Here is a 19,029-nt window from a genome sequence, read left to right as displayed (position 1 = left end):
CAATTTGTGGGTACTCATAGGAGAATTTCAAAAAGAGGGTCACCCATTCTGCGCAAGATAGGATTTGAAGTAATGCGTATGCTTAAAAGCCATAAGGAACCAGAAGATAATGCCGTATACAACTATATCCTGAAGAAGGAGGCCGAAGGGAAAAACAAAAAGCTGTCAAAGATTGCCGGGTTAAATAAATTTTTACGAATCTACTATGTCCGGGTAATGGAAGTATACCAGTAAAGGCAAATGGTAAAGATGAATATTTCTTTTTTACTATCCTTAAGGATGGCTTATTAAGTGCGCCCCAAATTGGATGAAGGACAACTTCTCCTGTTAACAAAAAACACTTGATTTTTGTTAGCAGGTTTGTCGTCATTCCATTCGCAGAATCCACTTGCAGACGAGCATAGCAAGTCTGCCAAAGCTCTAAGCTCTTTGCTCTAAGCTCTTTGCTGTCTTTTCCTCATTAATTATATACACTGGTCGTTTCTTTGTTTCCAAGTAGGTTTTAGCCAGGTATTGTCCTAGAATTCCTGTACAGAGAAGCTGGATGCCTCCCATGAGGAGTATGATACATATGGTAGATGCCCAGCCCTGAATAGGATCTCCTATAATAAGCTTTCGGATAACTACAAAAAGGATTCCGACGAATGAAGCCAGACATGACAGAATTCCAAACATGGTTGAAACAATCAGGGGCACCGTGGAAAAGGCTACGATGCCGTCTACCGCATAGAGAAGAAGTTTCCAGAAGGACCATTTAGTTTCTCCCGCTACTCTCTCTACGTTTTCAAACGCAAACCATTTCGTACGGAATCCTACCCATCCAAAAAGGCCTTTTGAAAAACGATTATATTCAGCTAATTCAAGGAGCGCGTTCACAAATTTCCGGTTCATAAGTCGATAATCCCTGGCCCCATCTACCAATTCTGTACGGGAAATCCGGTTCATCAACCGATAAAAGAGCCGTGCAAAAAACGAACGGATTGGGGGTTCGCCTGCCCGTGTGACACGTCGAGTAGCCGCTGAATCGTATCCTTCCTCCGATACCGCCTTATACATATCAGGAAGGAGCGACGGAGGATCCTGCAGATCTGCGTCCATAAATACTACATAATCTCCCCTGGCATGCCTGAGTCCTGCATACATAGCCGCTTCCTTTCCAAAATTTCTGGAAAAGGATATATATTCTACCTCATCATGTTCCACTGTCAGCTGTTTAATAATGGAAAGCGTACTGTCCTTCGAACCATCATCCACAAAAAGAAGCTCAAAATCAACCGAACTCATAGCCTTCTTAAGCTGTTCAAAAGCACTAAAAAAATAAGGAAGCGAAGCCTCCTCATTAAAACAGGGAACAATAACCGTGATCAAATCCATAGCAGACTCCCATGAAAAAAGTAATTATTAATTTTATTATAACATGCAAAAATATCAATCAGAGAAGAATGTACAGATTTACATTATAAATCCACGTGCGGACCAGCAAAGCGCGTCTGCCCACCTCCTGCCTCTAACCTCGTACCTATCTTTTTAGCTATTCGCAGAATCCGCCCCTCGAAATTTTCAAATGGAAAATTTTGCGGACCTGCCATTTTGATATTAGGGCACGGACTTATGATCCGCAGGTCATACGGACCCAGGAATTGCCTGGCGATTCCTGCCGACCATGAGCTTCAGCTCATCTCCCTATACTCCCACATATCCTCAAGATGAAGGTTCTCGAGTTTTTCGTAGCTTTTGGTCTTTTCTATGATGGCTTTCATAAGAATATCGAGCCGGCTGCCTTCTCTGTAATCGGCTTCTGCGAAGTAGCGAATCCTCTGATCCTTTACTAAATCGTATACCTGTTCCTTTTGCCCATTTTCATAAATCCCAATGGAGTGACCACCCATACTGTTTACCAGTTTCATACAGGGAATGTCCGTACGGCTGTCCCCCATATAAACTATGTTCCGGAAAGGAACTCTCACTTCCCCTTCCCCATAATGCCTGTTCACTTCCATGCTGTTTACATCCAGAATATCCTTTTCAATCCGGAAGAGGAACTGCGTTTTATTGGTATAATTGATGACCTGTGCAGGCCACTTTGGCTCTCCACGACTGTTGTAATAATATGAACTCGCAAATACAGCCCGGAAATGTTTACGAATGGACGTCCCATCTATCATCTCCCGAAGACCTGATGACAGAATATAATGCTCCACCGTTATCCCGTGCAGACGCCCATAGGCATTAATGCGATCAAACCATCCCTCTACCCCAGGGTAGAGATGGACAGATGCTCCATAGGCAGCCAGATTCTCCCGGTTCAGAACAATCTTTCCCCGCGCCAGATCCAGCATCAGATACATATACGCTGAATTACTGTCCATATTATTATCTTTTGCAAAATCATTGGACTTCTTCCAGAACTCAGCTACATCCGCTCCAAGTGAAGAAATATATCCATCCTGCATATTCTGCGGCGACAATGTATAGTCAAAGTCATAACAAATAGCCAGTATAGGCTGTTTATCCTTCCAATCCCTCATAAGTCGCTCCTTCCTCCCCTGATATGTCAAACGTGATTTACTATATTGTATCAAATCTATACATGCTTTTTTGGAGTGCCCTTAAAGAACCAAAAGGACAAAACAGCTATTAAACCGTTTTGTCCTTTTATCTATAGGAATATCTGATTCCCCGCTTGTATATTCTTTCCCGTTCTGCTAGTCTGATAAGAAATAAATTCTATTTCTATGTATTTTTTTGCAGAGAGTGACAATGAAAACACTGAAAAAATCCCTGGCTATGGCTTCCCTTCTGATTTGTATGACCAGTTCTGCTTTTGCCTATGTCGGGAACTCTAACAGTTTCAAATCTCACACAGAAGGCTGTCGTTTCGAACGAAAAATCCGCAATGATCATAGAGTGTACTTCAAAACAAAGAACGAGGCCCTTCATGCCGGGTATGTGCCATGCAAGGTGTGCCGTCCATAAAGAAATTACCTAAAAGAAAATGCAGTCCCGCTATGTATTGTGCACTGCAAAATACATTTTTTCGTATGCAAATCGGCCAAAAGAAAAGCCAAAACAGGTATCCTTGATTGGACATCTGTTTTGGCTTTTTTTGTTATTGAATGAGTTATATCTCCAAGCTTCAACGATATTTCATTTGCACATACTCTACTATCGCTTTAACTATTTGATTTTCAATTCAACGATTTCTCTTATATCTGTTATTAGGTACTAAAGAGAATCGGATATGGGTACCGAAACGTAGATTATTTCTTTACCTGCTGATTATTCATCCCCCAATTTCCGTGAAAAACCTTAGTTATTGCAATTTACCGGGCTAAAAAAACAATAAAGAACAAATCGAAGGCAAATCAACTGTACTCCCTAAAAATTTGTCTGATTCTGGAAACTACTAAATCAGTAATAACAACAATAGGTTGCAGAAAGTCTCATACATTACTAAACATCGGATTGGTAATACAGAAAAAATCTATAAATTTTAAAGTTTATGCCGTTTCACTTTTTCTCATCTGACTCAATTGTAATGTAATGCAGTAGTGTAAATCCCAATCCCAATAACAACCAATAAGAAAATAAAACGTGTAAACTATCCCCTATTCCCGTTGCCAAAACACCGAGGAATGAAATCAAAAAATATACGGTTATGGCACGAATTTGGGGCATATCTTTCCTGTGAATTTTCAAAAAAATGATTATTCTCCAAATCAGGTAAAACGAAGGTAACATAAAAACCAAAAGGCCTAAAATTCCCGTTTCTGCAAATCGACTTGTGTATTCTCCTAATTCAGGAAAGCCAGCTCTTAAAATGCCCTTTTCATCCTGATTTTTAATCCAATTTTTAGTTTCATTACTTAAATGTTCTTTATCTGGTAAGTAATGAGGAATATAAGCATTTCGTAAATGTGGCCCAACACCTAAAACAGGATGTTCCATACCAATTTTTAAGTCAGCAATCATAACTGAATAGCGAGATCGATTGCTCCGTTTATCCACACTTGTAAGAGAACCTATGTTATCTTGCATATAACTCAAAGCGGTCATATTGTTGGAATTCTTACCAAAACCATAATTAAATAGCACCAGTGAAGTTCCAAATGCAAGTAGCACACACAAAAAAACTGACAGGAAAAATCTTCTAGATTGTAAAAAACCAGAAATTGTAAATAAAAAGAGCAACACTACTTCAGCTAATAACAAAACATTGGCTGTTCTTGCCCTTGTTAAAAATAAAAACAGTATAAGGAAAAACAATATCCCCCAGAGAAATAAACGATTACGCATATTTCTGGAGGTATCAAGAACATACCATATCCAAGGTAGTGCGAAGGCCACAAATATCCCATAATACGAAGGTTCTGCAAAAAGTGATCTCAACTGCCCATTCCATAAAATGGGTGGCCACCAGATTCCCTCCTCTTTTATTTCATGAACAATCGGATTCAATATTATTAAAATATCTGTAGCCAACTCACTACCTGACAAATACATTGCATCCAAAAAGCCATACAATACAACTACTATTACAGACGCAATCACTCCCTTTAAGAAAAATCGAAGTCCATTATGAAAATCATTTTTATACCAAACATACACCAATACAGAAAGACTAAGACCCCAAAATATATCGACAAACAAAGCCTTAATTGGTCGAGCTAACATCCATACAAAAAGTAGTCCCTGTTTTGTAACAGAGATATCATGATTAATTAAGAAGGAATATACACTAGGTAATTTTTTTATCTGATTAACTGGTCCCTGTAATATTACATTATAATAAGGATAATCTACTAATCCCCAGACAAGTGATATTATCATAACAAAAAAATAAACCACCAAATATCTTATCAGCATTTTCCGTTCATCACGAGACAATGAAAAAGACTTTCTATAAAACAATGTAAAAACCATAGCGATAATAATTGGGTAAATTGTTAATTTAGTAGCCCATGTACCTGCCAGAAAATTCAATTGCAATGCCGTAGGAATGTAACAAAATATTAAAGTAAATACTATTACACCAAAAATAAGATTTTTTTGTTTTTCCATTTTTTCCTCTTATATTAAATTCTACTGCTGTAGTACAGGGGGACTGTAATATGACCTCATACTATGTCTATGTTTTGGCCTGCTGAGCAATAAAAGTATGCTATAATCTAGGCTTATTTTAAGATGTAATTAAAATAACTTGACATCCCTTTATCCCCGTTCTCTTCAGAAAATATTTATGGCCATAAATATTTTTATGATTTATAATAATATCCTTTTCCGATATAAAATCAATGCCATCAATGCCATTACAAAAAATTCTGTAATCATTACAGCTATAGAAACTCCATTTGCACCATAGAAATAAATTAATGGTCCGATAATAATCAAATTTAGTGCAGAAGCTATTAAAAGAATTCGACTATATGTGCTCTCCATCCCTAATGGTAACATCGTTTCATATCCAAAGATATTACTAATCGATACAATTAATGGAACAAATGCCAAAATCCGGAGAGGCATAATAGAAGGAATATATTTATCACCCAAAAGCCATGGAATTACATATGGTGACAAGGAAAGTATACAAAAACCACCTAAAATTCCACAGCTGGAATAAATAATTAATTGTTTTTTTAAAAAATAAATAGCCGAATCGTATGAATCTCTAAATTTACGACTTATATAAGGATATACAGCTTCATTAACAGCCCAGATTCCTCTTTTTACACACCCTATCAGTTTATCCGCCCCACTATAGTATCCAACAATAGTATTATTCGTAAGAGCACCAAGTATAACTATATCTGAATTTGTATATAAATTAACAGCTAGGTTAGATACAAATATCCGATAGCTTTTATTGACAACCTCTTTAATTTTATCAAATTGGGGTCTTTGGAGAATCCCCGGAAAATGAGAAGCTATAAATATAATCGACATTATTCCCGCCAAAAGTGGTGTACATGACAAAAAGAATGCAGCTTCTACGTAATCAGTCGGTTTTTTTACTAAAAGAAAAATACAACCAATTGTAAAAAATCTTCCAATCAGGTTAATAATCGTTATATATCTCATTTGTTGTATTCCCTGGAAAAACCATATGGGAAACAAAACATTTCCCAGTACCGATGTATATACTGCAATAAACAGGATATAATCAAAATTATACACTGTAAAATTTTGAACGATAATTATCCCCAAAACAAAAAGTATGGATACGCCCAACCACAAAGCAATTTTTGCCCATATGTAGGCAGAAAATATGAGAGGAATATCCCTCATTTCAGCCTGAGCCAGTTCTCTCGGTGCCGTCAGGTTAAATCCAAAATCGATGAAAAGGTTGAAATAAGATACAATGCTCTGCATAAAAGCTATTGCACCATAGTTAGCCGGTCCTAAGATTCTCAACATATATGGCACAAGAAGAAATGAAAGGATATATTCCAACCCTCGCAATGTCAGCATGGAAAAAATGTTTTCCATTAAAACATGATTACCCTTTTTCAAAATTCTCTTCCTTTATCATTTAAAGATATTTAAATATATTTTCAAACAACTTGTATTTAAGCTAAATGTGTTTTTTCTGCTCCAACATTTACATATTCTTCAATAATCTATTTTCTGACCATATGATATATTTTTTTCGCTACATCATACATCCCTGTAAATAACAAATGGTCACCCAAAGTTCTGGTTACAAACCCCTTACGCCAAAAGGCATTCCGAAACTCTTTTAAAAAGGTGTGTGGGTGAAAAAAATAGAAGCCTGCATTTTTTTCAGGTTTCGCCAGGCATCTTACATCATCATCCATAAAATGAAGATTTCCAAATAACTCAGCAATTTTTAAAGATGGATGAATTCCTAATTGCATCCAGTTTGCAAAAATTACATCAGGATTGAATCTGAACGGGAAATAAATTTTTGCTTCTTTCATATCATCAATAAAAGAAAGTGCTCCCTTCTGACAAGCTTGAATCATCCTAAAATCATTTATGTATGATGACGATTCACCATATTCCCATTTCCCCAAAACCGGAACAATGGTGCCTTCCTTTTCCGTGTAGCCCTTTGTTGTTCCATGATCTGCTGTGAACAATATTTCCACAATCGCATTAAATGTTTTTTCTAAATTTTCTAACCCCTGATAATGATTTACGTCAAAAAGGTACCCCTTGGCATGAAGATGATTTAAAATAGATGACTCGGGTCTTAATCCCAGATAATATCCATGTATCTCAACCGGAATATGAGCTTCTTGCACTATTTTTTCCAATGCTGCCTGCATATGGCCAAACCATCCAATATCCACTACTGCTACTTTCCCAGAAAAATCAAGTTGCTTTAAATATTTAAGCAACAAATTATACGTTTCATGACTGTGGGATATCATTTTCTGTTTTATATGTTTTACAAAAATATCCTGAAAATTCGGGTTTTCCCATAGTTCCTCATATTCATAAGTATTCTCCAGTGAAAATCCAGCCTCAGTATAAATATTGTCAAATTTTTTCGGATCAAGACCAATCTTTTTCAAAAAACTTGAAATGGTACCGCATTCTCCCCAGTAAATGGCATTTTTTATTCCCCGAATAGAAGGATTCATCCAAAGTGAGGGTATTATCAGTGCTTTTCTAGAAGCATACATGTACTTATTAGGAATAGGGTCCTTTAACTTCCTATACGCTGTCTGCATAAGCTGTCCATCACGGGCAAGAAAGAAAACTTTCTCAATACCATCTTTCTGAAACCGCTCCTGTAGCCAGTTTACATAACCATATAATACGGGTCCCTGAGCCTCGTATCCAACTTCTGAAAAAAAGTCAGAAATTTTCTCAACATTCAATGCATTCCAAGAATGGGTATCGGCATGATTATTAATAAAAGAGCACAAATCTGCATACCGTGAATTTGTTTTATATAATTTGTTATTTAACAATATGTTTAATCTGACATCCTTAGGAATATTAATGGCTTGAATCCCCAGTTTCTTTGGCATCAAATAGTCACTTTTCTGATTGTCCCCAATATGGACAATATCAGACGGTTGTATACCAGTTTCAGTCAGCATTTTCTGAAAAAGAGTTTGGTTACTCTTCGTTTTTTTTAATGTAGAAGATACATATAGCGCATCATATTGAATATTAAGCTTCCGAAGAATATTTTTTATTAATTTTTCCGGAAGGTATATGTCGGTAACAATAAAAATTCTCTTTCCCTGGTTCATACAATATTCATATACAGGTTTCATCAGGGGATTCCACTGACAAACTTTATATTCATATTCCTCTTCCCATTGCTGTATCTGTACTTTGGGTACAACTTCAGTATCAAAAGAAAGTTCATCATATATTTCATCTAGAGAAACTTCTTCTGCCTCAGAATTATTACGTGCATTTATTTCTGCCTGAATCCTTTTTGAAGAGAAGTGACTTTCAATCTTATATCTCTGATTTATTTTTTGCTCTAAAAAAACAAAAAGTTCGGTTGGTTTATAGCAATCACGTTTAATAAGTGTATCAAACAAGTCAAAAGATATAAGAGAGCTTCGATCAATTATTTCTTTTATATGATCAAAATTTATCATTTCTTATACTCCACAATTTATTGATTAAAGTAAGATATTGACAATCCAATAAGTCAATTTAAATATTTCTTGAAATTTTCAATGCTAATTCGTTAATATAAGAAAGCAAATATTTCCCTATTTTTCGTATACTTAGTGAGTTGAATCTGATCGTACTTTTATATAAAATTTCGTGCTTATACAAAGCAGAATATATCCTAGTTTAGCTTTGAAAGAAATTACCGGGTTGGATAAAATTCTTATCAGATTTTTTTTCAGAGGTTTTACTGCTTCATGACTACTAATGTTGTTTCTAGTCATTCGCTCTATTATGATTCTATAAGCCCACCATAGCCTACGCTCGGCATAATATTGAGCCTTCGGATATTTTTCTTTTATAACTCCTAAATTGTATTTGTACGCCTCGACTATGTCCCAAGCCTTTTTACTAAATTTTTCAGTAGTAATGCTATCTGTTCGATAAAAATAATTATAATATCCGTGATTTATACAAGTAAAACACGAAGCTTTTTCAATCCACTTCAAGACAAAGTATGCATCTTCATAATATTTTCCTACATCAAATCGTAAACAATCAAAAATATCTTTTTTGAAAATTTTATTGCATACAGAAATCTGTCCACCGTAACCCTCAAAAATAAATTTTATAATACAGATTTTATCATTAGAAGTAAAATTTTTTCCATCGCCCGCTATAACTTTATCATTATAAATATAATTAAGCATACATCCTGAAACATCTGCATTGAACTTTATCGCTCGGTCATACAGGACTTCATACATTTCTTTCTCTACGCAATCATCACTATCAACAAAGCCAATGTATTCACCCTGACAAATATCAAGCCCTGCATTCCGTGCATCACTAAGCCCACCATTGGATTTGTGAATTACTTTAATTCGGGCATCCATTTTAGCATACTCATCACACATTACTCCACTTTCGTCTTTTGACCCATCATCTACGAGAATAATCTCAATATCCTCAATCGTCTGATTGCATAAAGATTCTATACATTTATCCAAATAAGCTGCTACATTATAAACTGGTACAATAACGCTCACCTTTGGCATTCCGCTTTACTCCTCCTATCCGGATTAAAGACTTTGCAAAATTTCAATGGTTTTCTTAATTCCACTCTTCAAATCATCAAAAGGCCGCCATCCCAGCGATTGCAACTTTGTTGAATCCATGACCCCTACGGTAACTTTTGAAAAACCTTTTTGTTCATTTGCATCTGGCAGATGAAATACTACCTCGTGTCCATTCAGACTAGCAATGTATTGTGTGATATCCTTCAGCAGCATATCCGTCTTCACGTCGGAAACATTATAAGCCTCCCCACATTTCCCCCTAAGCAGGCAGTACAATAATCCCTGTACTACATCTCCAACGTAACAATAGGAAAATTTTTGCAGTCCACGACTCTTGAGTACAATATCTTCTCCCCGTACTCCATTCATTAGGAACTGACTCATAGCTTTACTGTCATCCAATCGCATGGTAGGACCATAAACACGGGACAGGCGGGGGATTACAATATCCAATCCGTACTTGGAAATGTAAGCGTTACAAAGTGCTTCCCCTGCTCTTTTCCCTTCAGGATAGCAGGCTCTTACTTGATTACAATTAATATATCCACAATAATCTTCATCGAAAATATCTTCCGGATGTATAGCCTGACCATAAATTTCTACTGACGAAAGAAACAGCATGCGTTTTAAATCATGTGTCCTTCCATATTCCAGGAGATTATAAGTCCCTTCCAGGTTAGTCATCAGTGATCCAACGGGATCTGAAGCGTATAATTTTGGATGAGTATTGCTGGCTGCATGGATAATGTAGTCAATATTATGTTTCAGTGGAATAGGATTATTTATATCCAGCGACAGGAAGTGAAAATTAGAGTTATCCCAATAATCACTAAAACGTTTCCAGGCTTTGTTTTTATTTCTGCCAACAGCATAGATGTTACAATTTAATTGTTCTTTTTCATTTTTAGCCATAAGCACATCAATCAACATTGTCCCAATAAGTCCCGATGCTCCTGTTACAAGCAAAGAATGGTTTTGTAACTTTTTCCACGGTAGATTCAGATTAATAATGCGCTTTATATCCTGATTGTACTGTTGTGCTTTTATATACATCCTGTCCTCACCTTATCAAAAAAAATCACTTAATCCATGAATCATTTTCTGAATGAAGTAATGCTTTAAAGATTTCAATATCCTCTGTAGTTGTAATCTTAAGATTTTTTTCTGATCCCACCGAAAAATGGGATGGCCTGCCAAGCTTTTCCATAAGAGTCGGACAAGCTGCCATATTAGTGTATCCCATTTTCTGTGCTTTTTCCTGTGCTTCCAGAATATCTCCCAGCCGGTAAGTGTGAGGAGTCTGTGTACGCCGAAGATTATTTCGCTCAATAGATTTGCCTGATACCTGCAATTCTGGTTTATCCACTACAAATACAACTTCTGTACAAGGAATAGCTGCAACTGCATCTCCATACTTCTGATAGGTAACCAGACTGTTGGTAATCATTTCCTGACTGACCATCGGACGATTTCCGTCATGAATCATTACGATGTCATTATCATCTCGATATTTCCTGATTTCACGAAGCCCATTACAAATAGATTCCTGCCCTGTTGCTCCCCCTAGAACCACATATTTTAATTTGGAAATATTAAACTGCTTTGCGTAGGCTTCAAGAATATTTTCCCATCCTTTTAGAATCACTACACAGATTTCATCAATACTTGGGTGTTTTTGAAAGGCTTCAAGTGTATAAATAAGAATCGGTTTATTGTCCACATTTAAAAATTGTTTGGGAATATCCTGATGCATCCGGCTTCCTATTCCTGCTGCTGTTAATAGAGCTATTATCGGCATAAAATTCTCCTTTATAATCTGAAATTATAATTTCTGTCGTTAATTCAAGCAACAACTTTATTCTCTCCAATATACTTCAAAATCATGATGAGACTGCTGGGATTGTTTAGATGGTGGTGTCATGTAATCACCATATAGGTTACTCAAATATTCATCATAATTATCAGGAGTATTAAAATATTTGCCCTCAAATATTCTCTTCGTAATTTTTAAAAACGGAGCGCCTTTGATACACTCTTTATATCCATAATGAGGAAATGTACTTACTCCTATATATTCGCTTTTATCAACGTCATATTTCATGGCCCTGTTAGTTACAATTTGATTAAGATTCCAAAAAGAGCAAATCAATTTTGCAATTGGAATTCCTAAAAATTTAACGCCGGTTCTGAGTAGCGTACGTAAGGATGCAAAAGACACATCTTGATCAGCATAATACTTGCTTATAGTAAAACTTAATACTGATAATGTTGCGATTCGTGCTAACACATTATTAATTAGCCAAAAACTTTTACGTTTTTTTTCATTATCAGGTGAACCATCTATTGGAAATACATCTATATCAATTCCATACTGGTTGATTTTGCCAAAATTAGTATTAATTTTTATTGTTCGTTTGTCTTCTACGTTTGCGTGTGTTGCGTGCCAGTTTTTTTGATTAATTTCAGAATTTACTTTATAAGGACCTTCTCTCTTATTATATTCTGTTAAAAATTTCATATAATCCGGGCGAGGCATAATAATATCTATATCATCATCCCATGGAATAAACCCTTTATGACGTATTGCTCCCAACAAAGTGCCTCCACATAAATAATAACGTAATTTATGCTCTTCACAAAATGCTGCAACATCAATTAAAATGTTCAATTCAATTGATTTCATTTCATCTACAGTAATTTTCTTCATTTTTTTATGTTTAACCATCCTAAATAAATTTAAATGTGTATCTTGCCATTACTCGTATACGGAAAAAAGGAGAGGCATCATAAAGGAAATTAATATCAAAGTACTTTTCTTGGAAGAGGTGAACAGATTAGTGGCTTTATAAAGTGTTCAATTAGATATTGGAATTTATAATCATGATATTTTTCTATAAAACAAAAAGTATGCCAGGGCGGGGCTTTTATTAACTAATCGGCTAATCCAACAAATAATTTCAATTAACACAACCGCAAATGAAAATGTGACTATAAACTCAACCAATAACCCATACATATGTAAATAGTCTATTCCAGAAATATCCATCCATTGGCGATAGACGGGCCCAAGAATGCGTTCAACTAAAATCATCTGAATGAGATAAATATCCAAAGTATATGCACCCATCCGACTTGCCTTTCTAAAAAGCCAGGTAGACTGAAGTTTCATACACATTTGATAAATCAGATAAAGTGCTATATAACTCCCTATGAAGCCCAAGATAATTTTTAATGAAATCACTGTAAATATGCGAATAAAAGAAAAGCTATGCCAATTTGCCTGAAAATGCTCAAACGGCCACGGAAGATGGCTATAAAGAACATAAGTAAGTAGAAAAACTATAATTCCCTCTTTGCCATATTTACTTAAAGAAACAATTTTAGAATTAGTTAGATACATGGCTATACAGTATCCTGCAATGTAATAAAGATAAAAAAACGGTCCCCTGAACCCATATCCAACTTGGGGAATACAGGTGAGTATTGCTCCTGCTAAAAGATATTTCCAATCATGGGAGAATTTTTGATTACATAGAAATGAGACGGCTAAAACCACAAAAGTATAGATAACCAAATCGCCCAAGAACCAAATATTATGTGCCTGCTGAAGAATCGTTAGGGGTGATTCTACCTTCTTTTCCATAAATACTTGGACAAAATAGGCGATAACCCCGAATGAAAGCATGGGAATAATAAGCCCCAGAATCCTTTTCTTTAATTTCTTTTTTAGATAAGAATAAACACCTCCTACTTTACATACAGATTTTCCAAAAAAATACCCGCTTATCCCCATAAAAAGTGGCATATGAAATGTATAAATCAAACGATAAATACCATCAACATGTTCTGGATATACGCCAGGATTCAATGACTGTTGAACCACATGTCCCCATATCACTAAAAATATCGTGAAATATTTGACTATATCCAAAAATATGTTTCTTTCCTTCTGTCTTTCCTTCTGTCTGTCTGTCTGTCTGTCTGTCAAAATTGTAATGTTCCTTCTATCTAAAAGTCCAATAAATTTCTAAAAGTCCAAATATTTTTTTGATTAGATTTCCAGTTTTTATTCACTATATTCCCTACATTTTATCCTTCTTGCTTTTATGTAAATTCAGACTATCAAATAATCCAAATTCTATTTGAAAAATTTGCCAAACTCTTTATATATATTATTCCATTCATATTTTTTTTCTACCAGTTCTCTTCCTACTTCAGCTACACTCACTGCTTCATCATAATGGTCCAACAAATAGTCAACCTGTTCAGCTATAGTTGCAGAATCATTTCTAATCCATAACTCCTTACCATCTCTGGCCATAATTCCTTCAGCACCTATGTCATTTGTTACAACAGGTACCTCCATGGACATAGCTTCCAGAATCTTGGTTTTAATTCCTGTACCATACAAAATAGGGGACAGGAAGATCTGACTTTTACGAACATATTCCACTAGATTATCTACACGTCCAGTAAAGATAATATTACTTTTATCCTTATATTTGCTTCGAATATCATCTGGACATTTTCCAATAACCATGAATCTCACATCGTGCTGAATTTTTGGCAGGATATCCGAAATAATCCAGTGAAGTGTATCTACATTCGCTGCGACCTTCAGATTACCAACATAGGAGAGTAGATTACCTTCTGGTTCTCCTGTTAACTCTATTTCGGGAACAGTATTAATCCCAACGGGGATCGTCACCGCTTTTCCGGGAACTTTACTATTGAGATATGCCGTTTCTACATCAGAAACAAAAATCACTTTATCATAAAGCTTTGAATAGTGAATTTCTGCTTTTACTGTCAGATTCCTTTCTAATTTAAGAATTGCATTGCGCACAATCTGGTTATTAATGAGCTTGATAATAAATCCTGGGAGTTTACCAGCATATTGCCCGGATATATTTGATTTATATTGAGCATGCAGCTGTCTTTCATAACGAGCGGAAAGCAAATCATCCATATCCAGCACTTTCAATGCTTGAGTATGCTTAAAAGAATCGTAATACATAGATGTACGAATCATATCGGTAAAAATATAATCAGGTTGAATCTCATCGCAATATTTTTTTATATGCTCAGCATTTTGCTCACTAAAATACAAAGAACACTGAATCGGCCATTTTCGAGAAAGCATGGTCTTTAATAATAAGTTGTGAATCTTTTCCCTTTTGCTAATGGAATCAGCCAGCCGAACCTCTTTAATAAATTCAGGCTTTTCCTCTATATCTTCCTCTGTCTGCCCTGATTCCAGGAAGGAGTAGATGTAAATATCACAATTATACTTTTCATGAATACCTTTGCAGTAATAGTACAGGCTTAATTTCCGCCCGCTATCTGTTGGCCAGAAAAGTCTTGTCGTTACAAAAAGCAGCTTTTTATTCTTCATACCAGCTCGCGAAACTCCTTATTTGCCTTTTCATAATCTTCCGGAATGCCAATATCTATAAAATATCCATCACAAGGGAATGCGCTAAACACTTTCGAATCTACATATTTTTCCAGAAAATCTTTTTCCATCATAAATTTATCCTGAGGGATATCACCAAAAAGGGTACGATTCAGCACATATACCCCGCCATTGATAAACCCTTCCTGACATGCTTTTTTCTCTACAAATCGAGTAATTCTATAATCATCATCAAAATGGACTGTCCCATATCGTGAGAAATCATGAAGCTCTTTCACTGCCAGTGTAGCGTCAGAATGAGTCTGATAGTGAAAATCCATCATTTTAGAGAAATCTACGCCAAAGAACGTATCTCCATTTAACACAAGCACTGCTTCTTCCGTAACCATCTGTAAGGCCTTCTTTAGTGCCCCACCGGTAAGAAGCGGCTTGTCCTCTATAGAGTAGGACAGAGAGAGCCCCTTATAGCCCGAGCCAAAAAAGTCTTGGATGGCTTCTCTCTTATAACCCACTGCCAGAACAGCATGAGCGCATCCCTGTCTATCCAATTGGTCAAGTAAATAGGAAAGAAATGGTTTGTCCGCAACTGGTGCCATTGGCTTGGGCACATCTTGAACAACTTTTTGCAGTCTGGTACCAAATCCCCCAGCCAAAACTATTGCTTCCATACTTACTCTCCCCTCTTAAATATTTCGTTTTCAACTGCCAGACATAAGGCATGATAAACAGGCAAATGTAATTCCTGTACCTTGAAAGTTTCAATTTCAGGGACTGCAATACAAACCGTTGCCAGGTTTTTGAGTTTTCCCCCAGTTGCACCAGTGAGGGCAATTACATTAATTTCCTTTGCCAGTGCCACTTCTGCTGCACATACTACATTTTCCGAATTACCTGAAGTACTGATACAAAAAAGGATATCTCCTTTTTGACCGTACCCTAATACCTGCTGTGCAAATTCATATACTGCTTCCACATCATTACCAAGAGCGGTATTTAGCCCGACTTCACAAACTAACGACATTGCCTGGAGAGGCATCTGTAAATTTTTACAGAGTTCTTTGCCATGGGAATACTTTAATATATTTTGTCTGAAGTTTTCTGGAAGAGGCCTTGGAATTTTAAAAGACTTCATCAATTCTCCAACTATATGTAAAGAGTCAGCTGCGCTACCACCATTTCCACAAACAAGTATTTTGCCATGATATGGAGCAGAATACATATTGATTAACATGTTGAGTGCCTCTACAACATCATCTTTTACTTTTTCAAGTACAGGATATCTTGTAACTAATTCTTCGATATATTGCATGGTTGAAGATTTCATTAATACAAACTCCTTACTAAGGGACATTATTCATCATAATAGATGATGCGGGTGCCATCATTTTCAAAATTAAAAGGAATATATAATAAATTCTTTAATGCGTCTCTTACATATTTTTGTTTATCCTTGTCCACATAAAACAGTAAAAAACCTCCACCCCCTGATCCAAGAAGTTTCCCACCTTCAGCTCCTGCCTTAATAGCTGATTGATACATGTCATCTATATCACTGTTAGATATTATTGATGATAAACTCTTCTTTAACTTCCATGTTTCATGAAGCATTTTTCCAAAGTCAGACAAATGACTGCCTTTTATTAATATATTCTGTGCGTCATCAACCATGGACTTCATGGTTTGCAACCGTCTTATTTTATCGGAGAAATTTTCTTTTACTCCATTTTGAACGGTTGATGACATATGTGTAAATCCAGTAAAAAACAACATCAGTGAATCATTCAGCTCTTTTTTGCGTTGTTTGGGAAGAATAATCGGTTTAACCTGATATCCATCCTCACTCATATCAATACGGTTGAATCCGCCATAAGAAGCAGCTATCTGATCCTGAATTCCTCCCGATTCATTACAAAGAACTCTTTCTACATAAATAGCCTCATCTGCCAGTTCTTTTTTATTACACATTTCTCCTTTAAGAGCATGAAATGCATTGAGCATTCCCACCGCAAAAGAGGAACTTGTCCCCAACCCTGTTCTCGCTGGAAGATCAGCATCATATGCCAGCCGAATATTCTGTAAATTCATAAATTTCATACAGTTTCTAATCAAAGGGTGTTCTATTTTATCAATGTCTGTTACTCTTTCTATCCGAGAATAAACAAATTCTGAAGAGTAATCGAAAAATTCAGGTAAAAACCTAGAAGTTACGTAACAATACTTATCAAAAGTAGAAGAAAGTACACTGCCACCATACTCTGAATAAAATTCCTTAATATCTGTTCCTCCACCAAAAAAGGACATCCTAAAAGGTGTTTTAGTGATTACCATAACTACTCCCTGAATTCATAATATATTTAGCTGCTTGATATAAATCTGGAAAATAAAAATCTGCTTTTTTTAAAAAATTCCCAATTGCAACAGATTTTATTCCAAATTTATGACCTGCCTCTATATCCGTAATACTATCGCCCATCATAAATGAATGTAATTTATCTACGGGAAATAGCTTGGCAGCCTGTAAGAACAAGCCAATTTCCGGTTTCCTGCAATGGCAGGTACCCTTTTCATGAGGGCATACAAAAAATGCATCTATATGTGCTTTGTATGCAGAAATCTGTTTATTGATTTGTTCATGGATATAATTTACATCCGACATGGTCATCAGCCTTTTGGCTATCCCACGTTGGTTACTGACAACAACAATTTTGAAACCCAAATCATTAAAAATATGAATTGCCTCAGGAACTTTTTCTAAAAAATGAAATTCTTCCCAGTTTTTAATATAATCCCCTTCTGGTGCTTTTTTATTTATGACACCGTCTCTATCAAGAAAGATAACCTTGAATGTCTTTATAGTACTCATTCTGATTACTTATATCCCTCAGGATTCTTAGCCTGCCAGTTCCATGTATCCTGGCACATATCTTTCAACGTTCGTTCTGCATGCCAACCAAGCACTTTCTGTACTTTCGTCGAATCTGCCCAAACTTCAGAGAGATCCCCCGCTCTTCGTGGCCCGATTTCGTATTTCACTTTAACCCCGGTAACCTTTTCAAATGCATGAATGATATCGAGAACGCTGTAAGGAGTGCCTGTTCCCAGGTTAAACACTGCAACACCGTTATGGTTTGCTGCGTATTCCACTGCCTTCACATGACCATCGGCCAAATCCATCACATGGATATAGTCACGAAGACAGGTTCCATCCGGTGTAGGATAATCTCCTCCAAACACAGTAAGATGGTCTCTTCTTCCTACCGCTACCTGGGCAATATAAGGCATCAGATTGTTGGGAATTCCCTGGGGGTCTTCACCAATCAGACCACTTTCATGGGCTCCAATTGGATTGAAATAACGGAGCAAAATGACGGATAATTTTGGATTAGCTTTGGCTGCATCTTCCAGAATCTGTTCCATCATCACCTTAGTCCAACCATACGGATTGGAACAGCTTCCTCGATGCATGGTTTCCACGTATGGCGGCTTATTTTCTTCCCCATACACTGTAGCTGAAGAGGAGAATACAAACTGATTAACTCCCGCTTCTTCCATACACTCCAGCAGAGTCAGTGTAGTATCTATGTTATTGCGGTAATACTTCAGCGGAAGACGGACCGATTCTCCTACCGCCTTAAGGCCTGCAAAATGAATGACACAGTCAATATGATTCTCTGAAAAGATGTGACGCATCTTTTCCTTATCCTTCACATCGGATTCATAGGAAACCACAGTTTTGCCTGTAATTTCTTCTATTCTATGAATAACTTCGGGACTGCTGTTGCTGTAGTCATCTACAATCACTACCTGGTGCCCTGCATTGAGCAGTTCCACTGCGGTATGTGAACCAATATATCCCGCACCACCGGCAAGTAATACATTCATTATGTTCATGCTCCTTTATCCCTAAAAAACATACTATCTATTTTTCCC

Annotated in this window: 18 protein-coding genes; 2 read left to right on the top strand and 16 right to left on the bottom strand. The window is 36.3% G+C overall.

Annotation, left to right across the window (positions count from 1 at the left end):
* Positions 1-234: hypothetical protein (locus tag BLQ79_RS02535; RefSeq protein WP_234944896.1), on the top strand; the 234-nt coding region annotated here is incomplete at its 5' end.
* 186 nt (positions 235-420) lie between these two features.
* Here BLQ79_RS02535 and BLQ79_RS02530 read toward each other — a convergent pair.
* Together BLQ79_RS02530 and BLQ79_RS02525 are read right to left on the bottom strand one after the other, a co-directional pair.
* Positions 421-1,374, bottom strand: coding sequence for a glycosyltransferase family 2 protein (locus BLQ79_RS02530; RefSeq protein WP_091363502.1), 954 nt, complete (start codon positions 1,372-1,374; stop codon positions 421-423).
* A gap of 296 nt (positions 1,375-1,670) precedes the next feature.
* On the bottom strand, positions 1,671-2,528 hold the full coding sequence (locus BLQ79_RS02525) for an HAD family hydrolase (RefSeq protein WP_091363499.1): 858 nt from the start codon (positions 2,526-2,528) through the stop codon (positions 1,671-1,673).
* Between the two features lie 232 nt (positions 2,529-2,760).
* Here BLQ79_RS02525 and BLQ79_RS08480 point away from each other — a divergent pair, with 232 nt between their 5' ends.
* Entirely contained in the window at positions 2,761-2,976 is a 216-nt protein-coding gene (locus BLQ79_RS08480; protein WP_091363496.1) for an Ada metal-binding domain-containing protein, read from the top strand.
* A gap of 534 nt (positions 2,977-3,510) precedes the next feature.
* On the opposite strand, the gene BLQ79_RS02515 is transcribed toward BLQ79_RS08480, so the two are convergent.
* The 14 genes from BLQ79_RS02515 to galE form a co-directional block, all read right to left on the bottom strand.
* Positions 3,511-5,061 carry an O-antigen ligase family protein gene (locus BLQ79_RS02515; RefSeq protein WP_091363494.1) on the bottom strand — a complete coding sequence of 517 codons (1,551 nt, stop codon included), beginning with the start codon at positions 5,059-5,061 and terminating at the stop codon, positions 3,511-3,513.
* A gap of 201 nt (positions 5,062-5,262) precedes the next feature.
* Positions 5,263-6,510, bottom strand: a complete 1,248-nt coding sequence (locus BLQ79_RS02510; protein WP_234944895.1) for a flippase — start codon at positions 6,508-6,510, stop codon at positions 5,263-5,265.
* Positions 6,511-6,617: 107 nt separating this feature from the next.
* Positions 6,618-8,588 carry an HAD-IA family hydrolase gene (locus tag BLQ79_RS02505; RefSeq protein ID WP_091363492.1) on the bottom strand — a complete coding sequence of 657 codons (1,971 nt, stop codon included), beginning with the start codon at positions 8,586-8,588 and terminating at the stop codon, positions 6,618-6,620.
* A gap of 132 nt (positions 8,589-8,720) precedes the next feature.
* On the bottom strand, positions 8,721-9,662 hold the full coding sequence (locus BLQ79_RS02500) for a glycosyltransferase family 2 protein (RefSeq protein ID WP_091363490.1): 942 nt from the start codon (positions 9,660-9,662) through the stop codon (positions 8,721-8,723).
* Positions 9,663-9,686: 24 nt separating this feature from the next.
* Complete coding sequence (locus BLQ79_RS02495) at positions 9,687-10,736, bottom strand: NAD-dependent epimerase/dehydratase family protein (protein WP_091363489.1); 1,050 nt, start codon at positions 10,734-10,736, stop codon at positions 9,687-9,689.
* A 25-nt stretch (positions 10,737-10,761) separates the two neighbouring features.
* Positions 10,762-11,481 (bottom strand): IspD/TarI family cytidylyltransferase, encoded by a 720-nt coding sequence (locus BLQ79_RS02490; protein ID WP_091363487.1) that lies wholly within the window; start codon positions 11,479-11,481, stop codon positions 10,762-10,764.
* 57 nt (positions 11,482-11,538) lie between these two features.
* Positions 11,539-12,390, bottom strand: coding sequence for a LicD family protein (locus BLQ79_RS02485; RefSeq protein WP_159427819.1), 852 nt, complete (start codon positions 12,388-12,390; stop codon positions 11,539-11,541).
* A gap of 171 nt (positions 12,391-12,561) precedes the next feature.
* Positions 12,562-13,671, bottom strand: a complete 1,110-nt coding sequence (locus BLQ79_RS02480; protein ID WP_159427818.1) for an acyltransferase family protein — start codon at positions 13,669-13,671, stop codon at positions 12,562-12,564.
* Positions 13,672-13,821: 150 nt separating this feature from the next.
* Complete coding sequence (locus BLQ79_RS02475; RefSeq protein ID WP_091363482.1) at positions 13,822-15,078, bottom strand: glycosyltransferase family 4 protein; 1,257 nt, start codon at positions 15,076-15,078, stop codon at positions 13,822-13,824.
* Entirely contained in the window at positions 15,075-15,767 is a 693-nt protein-coding gene (locus BLQ79_RS02470) for a nucleotidyltransferase family protein (RefSeq protein ID WP_091363480.1), read from the bottom strand. The genes BLQ79_RS02475 and BLQ79_RS02470 overlap by 4 nt, the downstream gene beginning before the upstream one ends.
* A 2-nt stretch (positions 15,768-15,769) precedes the next feature.
* Complete coding sequence (locus BLQ79_RS02465; protein ID WP_091363478.1) at positions 15,770-16,423, bottom strand: D-sedoheptulose-7-phosphate isomerase; 654 nt, start codon at positions 16,421-16,423, stop codon at positions 15,770-15,772.
* 26 nt (positions 16,424-16,449) lie between these two features.
* A complete protein-coding gene (locus tag BLQ79_RS02460) occupies positions 16,450-17,427 on the bottom strand; it encodes a GHMP family kinase ATP-binding protein (RefSeq protein ID WP_091363477.1) in 978 nt (325 codons plus the stop codon).
* The gene (locus BLQ79_RS02455; RefSeq protein WP_091363475.1) at positions 17,414-17,962 is read right to left on the bottom strand and encodes a D-glycero-alpha-D-manno-heptose-1,7-bisphosphate 7-phosphatase; all 549 of its coding nucleotides are present in this window, start codon (positions 17,960-17,962) and stop codon (positions 17,414-17,416) included. Before BLQ79_RS02455 ends, BLQ79_RS02460 begins: the two co-directional genes overlap by 14 nt.
* Before the next feature lie 5 nt (positions 17,963-17,967).
* The gene (galE, locus tag BLQ79_RS02450; RefSeq protein ID WP_091363473.1) at positions 17,968-18,981 is read right to left on the bottom strand and encodes a UDP-glucose 4-epimerase GalE; all 1,014 of its coding nucleotides are present in this window, start codon (positions 18,979-18,981) and stop codon (positions 17,968-17,970) included.
* Positions 18,982-19,029 lie beyond the last annotated feature (48 nt).

This window comes from Dialister histaminiformans (genome assembly GCF_900103425.1).
Taxonomy (GTDB): domain Bacteria; phylum Bacillota; class Negativicutes; order Veillonellales; family Dialisteraceae; genus Allisonella; species Allisonella histaminiformans.
Note: the sequence above shows the minus strand (reverse complement) of the source record. Positions and strands in the feature narration are given on the sequence as shown.